Origin of the sequence: Buttiauxella sp. WJP83, assembly GCF_027594725.1 — a bacterium.
GTDB classification, from domain to species: Bacteria; Pseudomonadota; Gammaproteobacteria; order Enterobacterales; family Enterobacteriaceae; genus Buttiauxella; species Buttiauxella selenatireducens.
On the sequence record NZ_CP110080.1, the window covers coordinates 1,331,023 to 1,348,685 of the forward strand.

General features: G+C 52.0%; 17 protein-coding genes. 15 read left to right on the forward strand and 2 right to left on the reverse strand.

Annotated elements, in window-relative coordinates:
* The first annotated feature begins 1 nt into the window (after position 1).
* Genes mepA through OH773_RS06190 form a run of 4 tightly spaced genes read left to right on the forward strand, consistent with a single transcriptional unit; the run spans position 2 to position 2,500 of the window.
* Positions 2-826: a penicillin-insensitive murein endopeptidase gene (mepA, locus tag OH773_RS06175; RefSeq protein ID WP_270143988.1), complete on the forward strand. Its 825-nt coding sequence runs from the start codon at positions 2-4 to the stop codon at positions 824-826.
* Positions 827-837: 11 nt separating this feature from the next.
* The gene (locus tag OH773_RS06180; protein ID WP_270143990.1) at positions 838-1,635 is read left to right on the forward strand and encodes a sulfite exporter TauE/SafE family protein; all 798 of its coding nucleotides are present in this window, start codon (positions 838-840) and stop codon (positions 1,633-1,635) included.
* Between the two features lie 16 nt (positions 1,636-1,651).
* Positions 1,652-2,197: an elongation factor P hydroxylase gene (locus OH773_RS06185; protein WP_270145707.1), complete on the forward strand. Its 546-nt coding sequence runs from the start codon at positions 1,652-1,654 to the stop codon at positions 2,195-2,197.
* 27 nt (positions 2,198-2,224) lie between these two features.
* Entirely contained in the window at positions 2,225-2,500 is a 276-nt protein-coding gene (locus tag OH773_RS06190) for a YfcL family protein (RefSeq protein WP_183270046.1), read from the forward strand.
* 44 nt (positions 2,501-2,544) lie between these two features.
* On the opposite strand, the gene mnmC is transcribed toward OH773_RS06190, so the two are convergent.
* Positions 2,545-4,545, reverse strand: a complete 2,001-nt coding sequence (gene mnmC, locus OH773_RS06195) for a bifunctional tRNA (5-methylaminomethyl-2-thiouridine)(34)-methyltransferase MnmD/FAD-dependent 5-carboxymethylaminomethyl-2-thiouridine(34) oxidoreductase MnmC (RefSeq protein WP_270143993.1) — start codon at positions 4,543-4,545, stop codon at positions 2,545-2,547.
* A 157-nt stretch (positions 4,546-4,702) separates the two neighbouring features.
* Between mnmC and fabB the strand changes: the two genes are divergently transcribed.
* Both fabB and OH773_RS06205 read left to right on the forward strand, forming a co-directional pair.
* Positions 4,703-5,920 carry a beta-ketoacyl-ACP synthase I gene (gene fabB, locus OH773_RS06200; protein WP_183270044.1) on the forward strand — a complete coding sequence of 406 codons (1,218 nt, stop codon included), beginning with the start codon at positions 4,703-4,705 and terminating at the stop codon, positions 5,918-5,920.
* A gap of 232 nt (positions 5,921-6,152) precedes the next feature.
* Complete coding sequence (locus OH773_RS06205; protein ID WP_270143996.1) at positions 6,153-7,334, forward strand: MFS transporter; 1,182 nt, start codon at positions 6,153-6,155, stop codon at positions 7,332-7,334.
* 31 nt (positions 7,335-7,365) lie between these two features.
* Here the strand turns inward: OH773_RS06205 and flk are convergent, their stop codons facing one another.
* The gene (gene flk / locus OH773_RS06210; protein ID WP_270143998.1) at positions 7,366-8,370 is read right to left on the reverse strand and encodes a flagella biosynthesis regulator Flk; all 1,005 of its coding nucleotides are present in this window, start codon (positions 8,368-8,370) and stop codon (positions 7,366-7,368) included.
* Between the two features lie 103 nt (positions 8,371-8,473).
* Here flk and pdxB point away from each other — a divergent pair, with 103 nt between their 5' ends.
* From pdxB to purF, 9 genes are all read left to right on the forward strand, one after another.
* On the forward strand, positions 8,474-9,607 hold the full coding sequence (gene pdxB, locus OH773_RS06215) for a 4-phosphoerythronate dehydrogenase PdxB (protein ID WP_270144000.1): 1,134 nt from the start codon (positions 8,474-8,476) through the stop codon (positions 9,605-9,607).
* Positions 9,608-9,676: 69 nt separating this feature from the next.
* Positions 9,677-10,690, forward strand: a complete 1,014-nt coding sequence (locus tag OH773_RS06220) for an aspartate-semialdehyde dehydrogenase (RefSeq protein ID WP_270144002.1) — start codon at positions 9,677-9,679, stop codon at positions 10,688-10,690.
* Positions 10,690-11,505: a tRNA pseudouridine(38-40) synthase TruA gene (truA, locus tag OH773_RS06225; RefSeq protein WP_270144004.1), complete on the forward strand. Its 816-nt coding sequence runs from the start codon at positions 10,690-10,692 to the stop codon at positions 11,503-11,505. Before OH773_RS06220 ends, truA begins: the two co-directional genes overlap by 1 nt.
* A 25-nt stretch (positions 11,506-11,530) precedes the next feature.
* Positions 11,531-12,190, forward strand: a complete 660-nt coding sequence (locus tag OH773_RS06230; RefSeq protein ID WP_270144006.1) for a DedA family protein — start codon at positions 11,531-11,533, stop codon at positions 12,188-12,190.
* Between the two features lie 138 nt (positions 12,191-12,328).
* Positions 12,329-13,249: an acetyl-CoA carboxylase, carboxyltransferase subunit beta gene (accD, locus tag OH773_RS06235; protein WP_270144009.1), complete on the forward strand. Its 921-nt coding sequence runs from the start codon at positions 12,329-12,331 to the stop codon at positions 13,247-13,249.
* Positions 13,250-13,327: 78 nt separating this feature from the next.
* On the forward strand, positions 13,328-14,596 hold the full coding sequence (folC, locus tag OH773_RS06240) for a bifunctional tetrahydrofolate synthase/dihydrofolate synthase (protein ID WP_270144011.1): 1,269 nt from the start codon (positions 13,328-13,330) through the stop codon (positions 14,594-14,596).
* Entirely contained in the window at positions 14,586-15,308 is a 723-nt protein-coding gene (gene dedD / locus OH773_RS06245; RefSeq protein WP_270144013.1) for a cell division protein DedD, read from the forward strand. The genes folC and dedD overlap by 11 nt, the downstream gene beginning before the upstream one ends.
* 282 nt (positions 15,309-15,590) lie before the next feature.
* Positions 15,591-16,076, forward strand: a complete 486-nt coding sequence (gene cvpA, locus OH773_RS06250) for a colicin V production protein (protein ID WP_120064052.1) — start codon at positions 15,591-15,593, stop codon at positions 16,074-16,076.
* Positions 16,077-16,115: 39 nt separating this feature from the next.
* Positions 16,116-17,633 carry an amidophosphoribosyltransferase gene (purF, locus tag OH773_RS06255; RefSeq protein WP_270144018.1) on the forward strand — a complete coding sequence of 506 codons (1,518 nt, stop codon included), beginning with the start codon at positions 16,116-16,118 and terminating at the stop codon, positions 17,631-17,633.
* Positions 17,634-17,663 lie beyond the last annotated feature (30 nt).

Consider the following 17,663-nt stretch of genomic DNA (forward strand, 5'->3'; position numbering starts at 1 on the left):
GATGAAAAAAACGCTCGTGGGGCTGCTGGCATTACTGGTCAGCGCCGCTACTTTTGCTGCGACACCGTGGCAGAAAATTAGTCATCCGATTGCGGGTAGCCCGCAATCCATCGGTGCTTTTTCTAACGGTTGTATCGTTGGAGCCCACGAGTTACCGCTCAATGATCCCCGTTACCAGGTGATGAGACAGGACCAACGTCGCTATTTCGGGCATCCTGATTTAGTGTCGTTTATCCAGCGCCTCAGCAATCAGTCGACACAACTTGGCTTGGGTACCGTGCTTATTGGTGATATGGGCATGGCGGCGGGGGGGCGTTTTAACAGCGGCCATGCCAGCCATCAAAGCGGGCTGGACGTGGACATTTTCCTGCAACTTCCTAAAGCGCGCTGGACTTCAGCTCAGCTACTCAAACCGCAAGCACTGGATTTAGTCGCCAGCGATAATCGGCATGTGGTGCCGAATTTATGGCAACCACAAATTAGTAGCCTGATTAAGCTTGCCGCCAAAGATAACGATGTCACGCGCATATTCGTCAATCCTGCTATCAAACAGCAACTCTGTCTTGATGCGGGGGCCGATCGTGACTGGTTGCGCAAAGTTCGCCCATGGTTCCAGCATCGTGCACACATGCATGTCCGCCTGCGTTGCCCGGCAGATAGCCTTGAGTGTGAAGATCAACCGCTACCGCCGCCTGGCGACGGCTGTGGTGCTGAACTACAAAGTTGGTTTGCGCCACCCGCTCCGGGCAGCACGCCACCGAAGAAAAAAACACCTCCCCCAATACCGGCCTCTTGTCAGGCTTTACTTGATGAGCATGTTCTCTAACGGATGAGCTAATGGAATGGTTTATGGTTTCCCCCCTGATGCTGGTGGTGCTGTTTTTTGTTGCTCTACTGGCGGGGTTCATTGATGCACTGGCGGGTGGTGGTGGTTTGTTAACTATCCCAGCGTTATTGGCAACAGGGATGTCACCCGCTCAGGCGTTGGCAACCAATAAGCTCCAGGCGTGCGGTGGTTCGGTTTCAGCGTCTATCTACTTTGTTCGTCAAAAAGTGGTGAATCTGAAGGATCAGAAACTCAATATTCTGATGACCTTCATCGGTTCAACCAGTGGTGCATTACTGGTTCAGCATGTGCAGTCCGACGTGCTACGGCAAATCCTGCCCGTGTTGGTTATCGGTATCGGCCTCTATTTTTTGCTGATGCCAAAACTCGGAGAAGAGGACAGACAACGCCGTTTATACGGCCTGCCATTTGCGTTGGTCGCGGGTGGTTGCGTCGGGTTTTACGACGGTTTCTTCGGCCCTGGTGCGGGTTCTTTCTATGCGCTGGCATTCGTCACGCTCTGCGGTTTTAATCTTGCCAAATCGACCGCTCACGCCAAAGTGTTAAACGCGACCTCCAATTTGGGTGGTCTGCTGTTGTTTATCATCGGTGGGAAAGTGATTTGGGGAACCGGTTTTGTGATGATGGTGGGGCAGTTTTTAGGGGCGCGTATGGGATCGCGTCTGGTACTGAGTAAAGGGCAAAAACTGATCCGTCCGATGATTGTTATTGTCTCGGCGGTGATGAGTGCCAAACTCTTATTTGATAGCCATGGAACGGAGATCCTCCAGTGGTTGGGGGTAGCTTAAGATGACAACAGCAACGATGACAGAACACCATTATCAGGAACTTATCGACATTTTCGATAACTGCTTTAAAGATGAATTTAATACACGTCTGATTAAAGGCGACGACGAACCGATCTATCTTCCAGCAGATGAGGAAATACCTTATCACCGCGTGGTGTTCGCTCATGGCTATTACGCCAGCGGAATGCATGAGATTTCTCACTGGCTCATCGCGGGTAAAGCTCGCCGTGAACGGGTGGATTTTGGTTATTGGTATTGCCCGGACGGGCGTGATGCCGAAACACAGAGTCAGTTCGAAGATGTGGAAGTTAAACCGCAGGCGCAGGAATGGTTACTGTGCATGGCGGCAAATTTCCCGTTCAATGTGAGTTGCGACAACCTGAGCGGGGATGTTGACCCGGACAGGATTGCATTCCAACGTCGGGTTCATGCTCAGGTCATGATTTACCTGCAAGAGGGCATCCCGGCGCGTACGGCAAAATTGATTGAAGCGTTGCGAGCGTTTTATAAAACGCCGCCGTTGGCAGCGGAGCAGTTTCCGTGGCCGGAAGATTTAAACTAATTACCTGCAGAAAAAAGAGGAAGTACGATGATCGCGGAATTTGAGACACGCATTCTGGCGCTAATTGATGAGATGGTTGAGACAGCCAGTGATGACGAACTGTTTGCCAGCGGTTATCTGCGTGGCCACCTGACTCTGGCGGTAGCGGACCTGGAACACGGTGAAGACCACAGCCCGGATGCGCTTCACACAGCGGTGTCAAATAGCTTAGAGAAAGCTATTCAAGCGGGTGAGCTTTCGCCGCGCGACCAGTCTTTAGTGTTGGGGATGTGGGATAATTTGTACCAGAAAGCGCAGTTTTAGTTGCAAAGGGTGGATGTCGCTTACGCTTATCCACCCTACATCCCTTATTTCACTTCTCTTCCCTTCAGTAACTTCCGCACCCAAAATCGATTAGGATTTAACGCCGCAAGCGTTTCGCTATCCATTGGGACAGGTTCATCGCTCATTTGTGCTGCCAGAATCTCTGCTGCCAGTGGCGCGCTGCAAAGCCCCCTCGAACCGAGTGACGCCAGCATAAACAAATTCGGATAAACCGGTGCAGTTATGGCATTTTCACGGCTTTCAACAAGCGTTGCATACGCTTCAAGTGTGGCGTTGTAGTCAGGAACGGAGCCAATCATTGGCATATGATCGCGTGATGCACAGCGTACACCGCAACGTGCTTCTCCGGCGGAAACATCCACTTCTTGCGGCCATTGCACTTCCGGCAGGCAGTTAATTAAACGCTGACGGTTATGCTGCTGATCTTCATCGTTATAGAGCATCTCTTCCACGCCACGATGATAGCTTGCACCGATGCAATGTTGCTGATTCTTCGGATTTTGTGGCGTCAGATAGCCGTCGTAACACAATACTTGGCGTAATGCCGAGAGCGTTGCCGTCGTCGGAATATGGCTCACCTGGCCGCCCACGGCGGAGATCGGCATTTTTTCGGTTTGTGAGAATCTATTGATTTTGTAGCCATTGGCTAACACCACTGCTGCATGTTGCTGCGGTGCATGTTCTGTAAATGACAACTGCCATGTGTCCGGAGTCAGTGTCAGGTTTTCCACCCGATGCTGGTAATGCGTTTTTAGCCCCATCTTTTCTGCGAGTGACAGCACGCCTGCGGTGAGTTGAGCCGGACATAACCAGCCACCGAGCGGGTAACTTACGCCGCCATAACCGATTTCCACACCACATTGTTGAGCCACGCTTTGTGCATCGACCGCGTGTGCGAGCGCATCCGGTAATTCGAGACTCAGCATTTGCTCAATTTTATGCTGACTTTTTTCATCCCAACCTAATTGCGTGACGCCGCACCAGTCATGGTCAAATTCGACGGGCAGTGAGTCATACAAGCGACGGGCAAAGGTAAAAGCAGCACTGAAAAAGGTTGCCAGTGCGGCGTCGTGCGTATTCAGCAATGGGTAAAGTGCGCCCTGACGATTACCGGAGGCACCCAGTGCCGGGGCTTCATCCTCGCAATACAAGGTGACTTGCCATCCACGGCGCAGTAACGCCAGAGAGAGCAGGGCGCTGGCAACGCCACCGCCAATGATGGCGACCTCTTTGCTTTGCGCGGCAGGGCGGGCGTTCCACGGCGTGCGGGGTGGGGTTTCCAGCTCATTTTCCAATATACCCGTGAGCATCTCCCGCTTGCGACCAAAGCCTTTGCTTTTAGTCATCGTGAAACCGGCATCAATAAGGCCCCGACGGACAAATCCAGCGGAGGTAAATGTGGCCAGCGTGCCGCCAGTACGAGCCAGTTTTGCCATCGCGTTAAATAGCTGCGGCGTCCACATATCCGGGTTTTTTGACGGTGCAAAACCATCGAGGAACCACGCATCAACCTGATTATTTAACGTGTCATCTAATTGCGGTATCAGTTCGTTAATGTCACCAAACCAAAGATCGAGTGTGACGCGTCCGTCCGCCAGTAAAAGGCGATGACAACCGGCTATCGGCAATGGCCATTGTTGCTGTAATTGCTCAGCAAAAGGTGCCAGTTCAGGCCAATGGGCATGGGCAGCGCGTAAATCATCCGCCGTGAGCGGGAATTTTTCAAAACTAATAAAGTGCAGGCGCTGGAGGGTGGCATCTGGCTCTTTTTGGACGAAATCAGCAAAAGCTTCCCATAACGTCAGGAAGTTAAGTCCCGTACCAAAACCGCTTTCTCCAACGATAAACAGCGAGCGATCGTGAGTGGAAAATCGTTCTAACAGGCGGTTTCCACCCAGAAAGACATAACGAGTTTCCTCCAGTCCATTATCATTAGAGAAGTACACATCGTCGAACTCTCGGGATACAGGTGTACCTTCTTCGTTAAAGCCCAGATTGGCTGGTTGTATTGGGGCGTGTTTCACGTAAGTTACTCGTCTGGCAGGCAGTGAAAGGATAGTAACGATGTGTGCGAAGCGGCGCAAATTTCAGGCCGATTTGTCTGATCGGACTTGTTCGGCGTACAAGTGTACGCTATTGTGCCTGTCGAAATCCTAAACCGTGCAGTAGAAGAGGTATTGAATGAAACGTGCAGTGATTACTGGTCTGGGCATTGTTTCCAGCATCGGTAACAACCAGCAGGAAGTCCTGGCATCTCTGCGTGAAGGTCGCCCGGGGATCACTTTCTCTCAAGAATTCAAAGATTCTGGAATGCGCAGCCACGTGTGGGGTAACGTTAAACTGGACACCACCGGCCTGATTGACCGTAAAGTGGTCCGTTTCATGAACGATGCCTCTGTCTATGCTTACCTTTCAATGCAGCAAGCTATTGAAGATGCTGGTTTGAAAGAAGAAGTTTATCAAAGCAACCCGCGTGTTGGCCTGATTGCAGGTTCCGGTGGTTCTTCTAAATCTCAGGTGTTCGGTGCAGACGCAATGCGTAGCCCGCGCGGCCTGAAAGCGGTGGGTCCTTACGTTGTGACCAAAGCGATGGGTTCTGCGGTTTCCGCATGCCTCGCGACTCCGTTCAAAATTCACGGTGTGAACTACTCCATCAGCTCCGCCTGTGCGACTTCTGCGCACTGTATCGGTAACGCTGTTGAGCAGATTCAATTGGGCAAGCAGGACATCGTATTTGCTGGCGGCGGCGAAGAGCTGTGCTGGGAAATGGCCTGTGAGTTCGATGCAATGGGCGCACTGTCTACCAAATACAACGAAGACCCGACTAAAGCTTCCCGTACTTACGATGCAAACCGTGACGGTTTCGTTATCGCAGGCGGCGGCGGTATGGTTGTGGTTGAAGAACTGGAGCACGCTCTGGCTCGTGGCGCACACATCTACGCTGAAATCGTTGGCTATGGCGCAACGTCCGATGGCGCAGACATGGTTGCTCCATCAGGTGAAGGCGCGGTGCGTTGCATGAAGATGGCAATGCACGGTGTTGATACTCCGATTGACTACCTGAATACCCACGGGACTTCTACGCCGGTTGGCGATGTGAAAGAACTGGGCGCAATCAAGGAAGTCTTCGGTAATAACTCACCAGCAATGTCCGCGACCAAAGCGATGACTGGCCACTCTCTGGGTGCCGCAGGCGTTCAGGAAGCTATCTACTCTCTGCTGATGCTGGAGCACGGTTTCATCGCGCCAAGCATTAACATCGAAGTGTTGGATGAGCAGGCTGCTGGTCTGAACATCGTGACTGAAACGACTGAGCGCAAACTGAACACTGTGATGTCTAACAGCTTCGGTTTCGGTGGGACTAACGCCACTCTGGTGATGCGTAAAGTGACTGCTTAATTTATCGCAGAAAGTGATAGATCCTAACGGGGTGCCAATGGCGCCCCGTTTTTTTTGCTGTTTACAATTATTGACAGTATCAATCACCGAAGGCACTATTCACGCCTCAACATTATCATTTTGATAATGCGTAAGCGTTCAACGTCAACCAACGCACCTTTAATCTGAACGTTCAGAGGGAAAGGGCGTGGTGGTTTCCTCGCCTTACTCTGCAATAAATGGAGTAAGCAGTATGTCTGCATTGATTGATTCTCAGCTAAAAAATAGCCGATCAGAAAACAAGTCTTTATTTAACATCACCTTTGCGGTGTTTCTCACTTATATGACTGTTGGCTTGCCGCTGCCAGTTATCCCACTTTTTGTTCACAACCAACTCGGCTATGGCAACACCATGGTGGGGATTGCTGTTGGGATTCAATTCCTCGCAACGGTTTTAACGCGTGGTTACGCAGGGCGATTGGCCGATCAGCAAGGTGCGAAGCGTTCGACGTTGCAGGGAATGTGCGCCTGCGCATTCGCGGGCGTTGCTTATCTGCTGGCGGCATTGTTGCCTGTAGATGCGATGGCAAAATTTGGTTTGCTGATTGTGGGTCGTTTGATTCTTGGTTTTGGTGAAAGCCAGTTGCTGACCGGCAATCTCACCTGGGGTATGGGGCTCGTTGGCCCGGCGCGCTCAGGGAAAGTGATGTCCTGGAATGGGATGGCGATTTATGGCGCATTAGCGGCTGGCGCGCCTCTGGGGTTGCTGTTGAATAGCCACTGGGGTTTTGTCGCGCTGGGTGTCTCGACGATTGCGTTGCCATTGGTAGCCTGGGCGTTCAATGGTCGTGTTCGCGCCGTTCCTGCGCATAAAGGCGATCGTCCGTCTCTGTTTGCGGTCATTGGACTTATCTGGAAACCTGGATTGGGCCTGGCATTGCAGGGCGTGGGTTTTGCCGTTATTGGCACGTTTGTTTCGCTCTACTTTGCAGCTAATGGCTGGGCCTGGGCTGGTTTCACGCTCACCGCATTTGGTGGTGCTTTCGTCCTGATGCGTGTGCTCTTTGGCTGGATGCCTGACCGTTTTGGCGGCGTACGTGTGGCACTGATTTCGCTGGTAATAGAAACTGTTGGGTTAGTGTTGTTATGGCAAGCACCGGGGGCGGGCATTGCGTTAATGGGGGCCGCACTCACGGGTTGCGGCTGTTCGCTGATATTCCCGGCGCTCGGGGTTGAAGTGGTAAAACGCGTTCCAGCACAAGTGCGTGGTACAGCACTGGGTGGCTATGCTGCGTTTCAGGATATCTCTTACGGTGTCGCTGGCCCGTTGACGGGATTGTTAGCGACATCAATGGGTTATCCTTCAGTATTTTTGGCAGGGGCGATATCCGCGGTAGTGGGCATCATTGTTACGCTGATCGCTTTCCGCAAGTGATCTTTGCCACCCTTTGCGGGGTGGCAATCTGCTATATCACTATCCACAGTAAAATCATCACCACAATCAATGCGACAAAGGCCATTCCTGGGTGAGCACTGATCAACTTCATCGGCTCGATAAACGGCGACAATATTGGGCTGGCGATGGGTTGAACATGATGAACCTCAAGTGCTGCTGGCAGGCGTTCTGCCCGCTTCAAAAACACCTGATTCAAAATATCCTGCACCTGCGCGGTGGTCAGTAATGTCTGAGGCGTTGCTTGAAAACGCTGTAGGGAGTAATCGGTAATTTCTTTCCATTCAGCAGGTTCCAGTGGTTGTTTAAGCGCGGCCTGGAGGGTATGCAGTGTCGGCGTATGCTGCTGGCTCAATGTTTGACGCGCCTGGAGCCATGTGGTCAGCAAAGTGAAGTGTTTTGCTGGGATCAGATCGCCCGTTTTAACCCCGGACAGCTCAAGCATCGACTGCCAGATTAGCTTACCTGACTCGCCCGTCGCGGCAGCCAGCTTCGCAACCTGTTTATTTAACGCGTTATGCTCAGCCGGAAGCAGCGGGCGATCGGTCGCCTGGCGCTGTTGCGGTTGCGGGATCGCCAACTGGTTATTTTGTAATAACGTCAGGACGCTTTTTAATTGCTCTGGCGTGAGCTGGCTTAGTGCAGACTGGCCAAATTGCTGGCGAATATAGTCACTAACGGCCTGGCGATTATTCCCTTGAGGCAGAAGCTCGCTAAGTTGTTGAACGACCTGGCGGTTGGCGTGAGTTGTCTGGGCATTGCCCAGGCGCTGATTGAGATTTTGTTCAGCCGCCGGAAAGTGACGCGATAATAAAGGCGTTTCACTTTTTAGCCCGAGATCATGCTTGAGTCCCGCCCACACTTCGGCACTTTGTTGCTGACTGAGTGCAACAAGGCGCGTGACCAGACGTTCCAGAACGGTACGTTGCTGAGTGGAAAGCGGAAGTTCGCCGGCCGCTGAAGGTGTGGAGGGGGGTTCCCCCGGAGGGTGCGCTGTCACCCCCTGAATGGGTTGCATAGTCTAAAATCCTTTATCGATCCCCGGCTCAAGTATGCCAGGACGCCAGATTATGGCACACTATCAGGCTTATTCTCGACGATTAACAGACAGGTAGCGTAACGTGAAAATCCTCGTTGACGAAAATATGCCCTATGCACGTGAATTGTTCAGTCGCCTGGGCGATGTAACTGCAGTGCCAGGCCGCCCGATTCCAGTCTCTGAACTGGCGGATGCCGATGCGTTAATGGTGCGTTCAGTCACCAAAGTGAATGCTGATTTACTCGAAGGTAAGGGGATTAAGTTTGTAGGTACGGCAACGGCGGGTACTGACCACGTTGACGAAAACTACCTTGCCCACGCGGGCATTACTTTTTCAGCAGCCCCTGGGTGTAACGCTATCGCTGTTGTCGAGTACGTCTTTTCTTCACTGCTCATGTTAGCTGAACGTGATGGTTTCCACCTGACCGACCGTACGGTGGGTATCGTTGGGGTGGGTAACGTCGGTTCACGTTTGCAGGCACGCCTGGAAGCTTTCGGCGTTCGGACACTGTTGTGCGATCCCCCACGTGCGGATCGCGGCGATGAGGGTGATTTCCAGGCGCTGGAAACGCTGGTGCGTGAAGTGGATGTGCTGACGTTCCATACGCCATTGTTCAAAGACGGCCCGTACAAGTCATTGCATCTTGCCGATGAAAAGCTGATCTCAAGTCTAAAGCCTGGCACTATTCTGATTAACGCCTGCCGTGGCCCGGTGGTCGATAACGCCGCGTTGCTGAAATGCCTTGAGAAAGGGCAGGATCTGAGCGTGGTGTTGGATGTCTGGGAGCCAGAGCCTGAGCTCAATGTAGCATTACTCGATAACGTTGATATTGGTACTGCGCACATCGCAGGCTATACGCTGGAAGGCAAAGCGCGTGGCACCACTCAGGTCTTTGAAGCATTCAGTGAGTTTATTGGTCAGAAACAAAAAGTGGCTTTAGACACTTTGCTGCCAGCTCCCGAATTTGGCGCTATTACTCTGCATGGTCCGCTCGATCAGCCGACACTCAAAAGACTGGTTCATCTGGTGTATGATGTGCGCCGCGATGATGCCCCGTTGCGTAAAGTTGCGGGGATCCCTGGTGAGTTTGACAAGCTACGCAAAAACTACCTGGAACGCCGTGAATGGTCGTCACTACATATTCAGTGTGATGATGAAACGGCGGCACAAACACTGCAAAAACTCGGTTTTAGCGCGGCTCATACTCCCCGCTAACCTATTCTTTTGTCCCGCTGGGCTGAAATCCGGTGGGACACTGTTTTATTAAGTCTGGAGTAAACCAACATGTCTGAAGGCTGGAATATTGCCGTTTTAGGTGCCACGGGTGCCGTAGGCGCAGCTGTGATTGAACTGCTTGCCGAACGCCAGTTCCCGGTTGGTGATTTGTATGCCCTGGCGCGGAGTGAAAGCGCAGGTGAAAACATTCGTTATGAAGGTAAAACCGTGATGGTTCAGGATGCTGAATCATTTGACTGGACTCAGGTTCAGCTCGCGTTCTTCGTCGCCGGTGTTGAAGCTTCGGCGCGTTTTGCCGAAGAAGCCACCAACGCCGGTTGCCTGGTGATTGACTCAAGCGGCCTGTTCGCAATGGAACATGATGTGCCGTTGGTGGTGCCTGATGTGAACCCATTCGTATTGGGTGAATACCGCAATCGTAATCTTGTAGCCGTTGCCGATAGCCTGACCAGCCAGTTGCTGACAGCGCTGAAGCCGCTGATTGAACAAGGTGGTTTGTCACGTATTCAGGTGACTAATTTACTGGCGGCTTCTGGCCGTGGTAAAAGTGCGGTCGATGCGCTGGCTGGGCAGAGCGCTCGCTTGCTAAACGGTTTGCCCATCGAAGAAGAAGATTTGTTTGGTCGCCAGTTGGCATTCAACATGCTGCCATTAGTACCAGACGCTGAAGGCAGCGTTCGTGCTGAACGACGCCTCGTGAACGAAGTGCGTAAAGTGCTGCAGGATGAAGGTGTCATGATTTCTGCGAGCATGGTTCAGGCTCCGGTGTTTTATGGCCACGCTCAGATGGTGAACTTCGAAGCGATGCGTCCACTGGCTGCAGAAGAAGCCCGTGATGCGTTTGGCCAGTTTGAAGACATTGAAGTGTCTGAAGAAGGTGAGTTCCCGACACAGGTTTCTGATGCTTCTGGCAGCGCGCATCTTTCTATTGGCTGTATCCACAATGATTACGGGATGCCGGAGCAGATCCAATTCTGGTCTGTGGCTGATAACGTCCGTTTCGGTGGCGCGCTGATGGCGGTGAAAACGGCTGAAAAATTAGTGCAGGAGTACATGTACTAATGTCCGACGAGTTGATCGAGACCCCGCTTCATAAGATTGCACTCGGCATTGAGTACGACGGCAGCAAATATTACGGCTGGCAGCGCCAGAACGAAGTGCGCAGCGTGCAGGAGAAGCTTGAAAAAGCGCTCTCTAAAGTGGCGGACGAGCCGATTAGTGTGTTCTGCGCCGGTCGTACCGACGCAGGTGTACATGCGACCGGCCAGGTTGTGCACTTTGAAACACGTGTTCAGCGTAAAGATGCGGCGTGGACGCTCGGGGTAAATGCGAATTTACCTGGAGACATCGCGGTGCGTTGGGTGAAAGCTGTGCCGGACGATTTTCATGCCCGGTTCAGCGCCACGGCGCGTCGTTACCGTTATGTCATCTATAACGAGCGGCTGCGACCTGCAGTAATGGGGCAGGGGGTGACGCATTTCTATCACCCTCTGGATGCCGACCGTATGCACCGTGCAGCCCAGTGTTTGTTGGGTGAAAATGATTTTACGTCGTTCCGTGCGGTGCAGTGCCAGTCGCGTACACCCTGGCGCTATCTGATGCACATTAACGTGACGCGCTACGGTTCTTACGTGGTGGTGGATATCAAAGCCAATGCGTTCGTGCATCATATGGTGCGAAACATTGTCGGCAGCCTGATGGAAATCGGCTGTGGCAATCAGGCCGAAACCTGGATGGCAGAATTGCTGGCGGCGAAAGATCGTAAATTGGCTGCCGCGACCGGAAAAGCAGAAGGCTTGTACTTAGTTTCTGTTGATTACCCTGAACATTTTGCATTGCCTAAACCCCCGATGGGGCCACTATTTTTGGCAGACTGACGCCAGCCGAGACAGGTAAATAACGATGGAATTTATCCGCTTCATTATTGATTTTATTTTGCATATTGATGTGCACTTGGCTGAGTTGGTTGCGCAGTATGGTGTCTGGGTTTATGCCATTCTGTTTTTGATTTTGTTCTGCGAAACCGGTCTGGTCGTCACGCCATTTTTGCCTGGCGATTCCTTGCTGTTTGTGGCGGGTGCGCTGGCAGCATTGCCAACAAACGATCTGAACGTGCATACCATGGTGATTTTAATGGTGATTGCCGCTATTGTGGGCGACGCCGTAAACTACACTATCGGACGGCTGTTTGGTGAAAAACTCTTCAGCAACCCGGATTCAAAAATCTTCCGCCGCAGTTATCTTGATAAAACCCACGCTTTTTACGAGCGTCATGGCGGAAAAACGATTATCCTCGCGCGCTTCGTACCGATTGTGCGAACCTTCGCACCGTTTGTCGCAGGGATGGGGCACATGTCCTATCGTCATTTTGCGATGTATAACGTAGCGGGTGCGTTGCTGTGGGTATTGTTGTTTACCTACGCAGGTTACCTGTTTGGCGATTTGCCTATTGTGCAGGAAAACCTGAAATTATTGATTGTAGCGATTATCGTGCTGTCGGTTTTGCCTGGCGTAATTGAAATTATTCGCCACAAGCGTGCAGCCAAACGCCTGCAAAAGTAACCCCATCGCGCGGTTCGACCACTTTTTTATCCAAAGTCGCGAGCCGTTATGTTTTAATGAGCACCATTTATGGTCTGGGGCAGGTCACACTGCCACAGAAAAACTGGCATCGACCAGGTTCAAGCAGAAAGGTCATCAATGAGCTGGATTGAACGAATTCTCAATAAGAGCAATATTACCCCTACCCGTAAGGCGAGTATCCCTGAAGGGGTGTGGACTAAATGCGACAGCTGTGGCCAGGTTCTGTACCGTGCAGAACTGGAACGCAATCTTGAAGTCTGCCCAAAATGTGATCATCACATGCGCATGTCCGCGCGCGATCGCTTGCACAGCCTGTTAGATGAAGGTTCGCTGTTTGAGTTGGGTAGTGAACTTGAGCCAAAAGATATTCTCAAGTTTAAAGACTCCAAAAAATACAAAGATCGTCTGGCATCTGCCCAGAAAGAAACTGGCGAGAAAGATGCGCTGGTGGTCATGAAAGGTACGCTCTATAACATGCCTGTTGTTGCTGTGGCGTTTGAGTTTGCCTTTATGGGTGGTTCTATGGGTTCTGTTGTGGGCGCGCGCTTTGTTCGTGCCGTTGAACAGGCACTGGAAGATAACTGCCCGCTGATCTGTTTCTCCGCTTCTGGTGGCGCACGTATGCAAGAAGCGCTGATGTCGCTGATGCAGATGGCAAAAACCAGTGCAGCACTGGCAAAAATGCAGGAACGCGGTCTGCCGTATATTTCGGTTCTGACTGACCCAACAATGGGCGGCGTATCTGCAAGCTTTGCGATGCTTGGCGATCTCAACATTGCTGAGCCAAAAGCCCTGATCGGCTTTGCAGGTCCGCGTGTTATCGAACAAACTGTTCGTGAAAAACTGCCGCCGGGTTTCCAGCGCAGTGAGTTCCTGATTGAAAAAGGGGCGATCGACATGATCGTTCGTCGTCCAGAAATGCGCCTGAAACTGGCAAGCGTTCTGGCAAAACTGACAAATCAGCCAGCGCCAAATCCGGAAGCGCCGCTTGAACCGATAGTGGTTCCGGAAGCACCGGAACAAGGTCACGAGGCCTGATTGTTAATAAGGGCAGGCCGAACAGGTCCTGCCCTTTTTCTTGAACCGTATTTCTCGAGCTTTAGCAGAGCGGGCATCATGGAAAAAACTCAAACACCTCAAGCCACGTCGCCCCTGGCCACGTGGCTTTGTTATCTGGAAAATCTCCATTCGAAAACCATCGAGCTTGGCCTCGACCGTGTCAAAAAAGTGGCAGCGACGCTCGATGTGCTGAAACCTGCACCGACGGTGTTCACTGTCGCGGGGACCAACGGGAAAGGGACAACCTGTCGCACACTGGAAAAAGTCTTGATGGCGGCGGGTTACCGCGTCGGCGTTTATAGTTCACCTCATCTTGTGCACTATACCGAGCGGGTGCGCATCCAAAGCGAAGAGTTGGACGAGGCCTTCCATACAGCGGCATTTGCTCAGATTGAAGCCGCGCGCGGTGAAACTTCGCTGACCTATTTCGAGTACAGTACCTTATCTGCGTTGCTGTTGTTTAAGCAGATGGCGGTTGATGTGGTCATTCTTGAAGTCGGCCTGGGCGGGCGCCTTGATGCGACGAATATTGTCGATGCTGATGTGGCTGTCGTCACCAGCATCGCCCTTGATCACACCGACTGGCTGGGTCCAGACCGTGAAAGTATCGGGCGTGAGAAAGCCGGTGTCTTCCGTGGTGGAAAACCTGCCGTGGTTGGAGAGCCGGATATGCCGTTGACAATCGCTGACGTTGCGGCTGAAAAAGGCGCGCACTTGCTACGTCGAGGCGTGGACTGGTCTTTCAGCGTTGAAGAGAACAGTTGGTGCTTCAAAGACAAGCTGGGTGAACTGAGTGGATTACCATTGCCACTGGTGCCTCAACCGAATGCCGCAACCGCGCTGGCAGCACTGCGTGCAAGCGAGCTGAATGTGAGTATTGGCGCTATCATTCAAGGGATTAAAGAGGCGGCTTTACCTGGGCGATTCCAGATTATTTCGCAAGCGCCATTGGTTATTCTGGATGTGGCGCACAATCCCCATGCGGCTGCTTATCTTGCCGGGCGGCTGGCAGAATTGCCAAAACGTGGCCGCGTGCTAGCTGTCATCGGTATGTTACACGATAAAGATATCGCCGGTACGCTGGCAAATTTGTCCCCTCAAGTCGATAGCTGGTATTGTGCACCGTTAGAAGGGCCGCGTGGTGCGAGTGCTGAACAGCTGATTGAACATCTCGGTCAGGGTGAAGTCTACGACACAGTGGCTCAGGCCTGGTATGCTGCAATGAAGGCAGCAACAGAAAATGATACCGTGCTGGTGTGTGGTTCATTTCATACAGTAGCCCACGTAATGGAAGCGCTGGACGCGGAGAAAGCAGGTGGCGAGTAAGTTTCAAAATCGATTAGTCGGAACCATTATTCTGGTCGCACTGGGGGTCATTATCCTGCCAGGGCTGCTTGATGGTCAGAAAAAGCATTATCAGGATGAGTTTGCCGCTATTCCTCTGGTTCCAAAACCGGGTGATACCGATGAGCCTGATATGCTGCCTGCTGCGACTCAGGCACTCCCTTCACAACCACCGGAAGGTGCAGCTGAAGAGGTGCGCGCGGGTACAGCGACCGCACCTGGACTAGATATCGCTTCACTTCCTGGAGACAGTGGTGCAGGTATTGATGAAGTTCCCGTCACCCGTGAACAGCCTAAACCTAAGCCAGTGGTTGAGAAGCCAAAACCGGTAGAAAAACCACAGAGTAAAACCGCTGCGGATCAAACGGCAGAACGTCTGGCGATGATGAACGAAGAACCGCCAGTCGCGGAGAAACCAGCGAAGCAAGAAACCGCAGAGAAGGCACCAACTGGGCAAGCCTATGTTGTACAGCTTGGTGCATTGAAAAATGCGGACAAAGTTAATGAAATTGTTGGTAAACTGCGCGGCGCTGGGTTCCGTGTTTACACGTCACCATCAACACCAGTGCAGGGTAAAGTAACTCGTATTTTGGTAGGGCCGGATGCATCGAAAGACAAACTCAAAGCGTCGTTAGGCGAGCTAAGTTCTCTTTCAGGATTGAACGGCGTGGTGATGAATTACACCCCAAGATAGTGCGGCATTCTTTGCCCTCACCCCGACCCTCTCCCCCTGGGGAGGTGGGAAAGGCGAGAGCGAAAACCGTACAGTTCCCTCTCCCTCAAGGAGAGGGCTAGGGTGAGGGGTGTTTTAGCCCCCAAGCCCGCCAAAATAGGCACTTTTTTAATGGCGTTGAGCGTTTTTTCAACGCCATTATTTATTTACGCGAGGGAAGGAAATCCCTACGCAAACGTTTTCTTTTTCTGTTAGAATGCGCCCCGAACTGGACGTCAGGGCGATTTGTCGTGAGATTTGTTCATGGTCTGGATAGATTACGCCATTATTGCAGTTATCGGCTTTTCGGCTCTGATTAGCGTTATTCGTGGGTTTGTGCGTGAAGCGTTATCGCTTGTAACCTGGGGTTGTGCTTTCTTTGTCGCCAGTCATTACTACACTTACCTGTCAGTCTGGTTCACTGGCTTTGAAGACGAACTGGTACGAAACGGAATAGCTATTGCGATACTGTTTATCGCGACACTCATCGTCGGTGCGATAGTCAATTATGTGATTAGCGCGCTGGTTGAGAAAACCGGCCTGTCGGGTACAGACAGGGTGTTGGGGATCTGTTTCGGTGCTTTACGTGGAGCGCTGATCGTCGCCGCCATTCTGTTCTTTCTTGATACGTTTACTGGTTTTTCCAAGAGTGACGACTGGCAAAAGTCGCAGCTTATCCCGCAATTCAGTTTCATCATCAGATGGTTCTTTGACTATCTGCAAAGCTCGTCAAGTTTCTTGCCCCGGTAATTGTATCGGGGGGTTGTGGCTTAATGAGGAAAAGACAACATGTGCGGTATTGTCGGTATCGCCGGTTTTATGCCGGTAAACCAGTCGATTTATGACGCGTTAACGGTGCTTCAGCACCGTGGGCAGGATGCCGCAGGCATCGTCACCATTGATGCCTTAAACTGTTTCCGTCTGCGTAAAGCCAATGGCCTGGTGAGCGATGTGTTTGGTGCAGTTCACATGCAACGTTTGCAAGGAAACATGGGGATTGGCCACGTGCGTTACCCGACCGCGGGTAGCTCCAGTGCTTCTGAAGCCCAACCTTTCTATGTGAACTCCCCATACGGTATTACTCTTGCCCACAACGGCAACCTGACGAACGCGCATGAACTGCGCCAAAAGCTGTTCGAAGAAAAGCGCCGTCATATCAACACCACTTCTGATTCTGAAATCCTGCTCAATATTTTCGCCAGCGAGCTGGATAACTTCCGCAATTATCCGCTGGAAGCCGACAACATTTTTGCGGCCATTGCCGCGACTAATCGCCAGATCCGCGGCGCTTATGCCTGTGTTGCCATGATCATCGGCCACGGTATGGTCGCGTTCCGCGACCCGAACGGCATCCGTCCACTGGTCATGGGCAAACGTGATTTGGGCGATGGCCGCACCGAATATATGGTGGCGTCCGAAAGTGTGGCGCTTGATACGCTGGGCTTCGAATTCCTGCGTGATGTTGCACCAGGTGAAGCTGTGTATATCACCGAGAAAGGGCAGTTGTTCACGCGTCAGTGTGCCGACAACCCAACCAGCAATCCTTGCCTGTTTGAGTACGTCTACTTTGCCCGCCCGGACTCCTTTATCGACAAGATTTCCGTGTATAGCGCTCGCGTTGAGATGGGTAAAAAGCTCGGTGAGAAAATTGCTCGCGAGTGGGAAGATTTGGATATCGATGTGGTTATCCCGATTCCTGAAACTTCCTGTGATATCGCGCTGGAAATCGCCCGAATTCTTGATAAACCGTATCGCCAGGGTTTCGTGAAAAACCGCTACGTTGGCCGTACCTTTATCATGCCGGGCCAGCAGCTGCGTCGTAAATCTGTGCGTCGTAAACTCAACGCTAACCGCGCTGAGTTCCGCGATAAGAATGTGCTGCTGGTGGATGACTCCATCGTTCGCGGTACCACTTCTGAACAGATTATCGAGATGGCTCGCGAAGCCGGTGCGAAAAAAGTGTACCTCGCATCAGCGGCGCCAGAAATTCGCTTCCCGAACGTGTATGGCATTGATATGCCAAGCGCTAACGAGCTGATTGCTCATGGCCGTGAAGTTGACGAGATCCGCCAGTTAATCGGCGCAGATGGTTTGATCTTCCAGAACCTGGACGATCTGATTGAAGCGGTTCGCGTTGAGAACCCGGACATCACTCAGTTTGAGTGCTCCGTGTTCAACGGTATCTACGTCACCAAAGATGTGGATCACGAATATCTTGAGTATCTTGAGTCACTGCGTAATGACGATTCGAAAGCCATTCAACGTCAAAATGAAGTAGAAAACTTAGAGATGCATAACGAAGGGTAAAACCATCCTCACCCTAACCCTCTCCTTGAA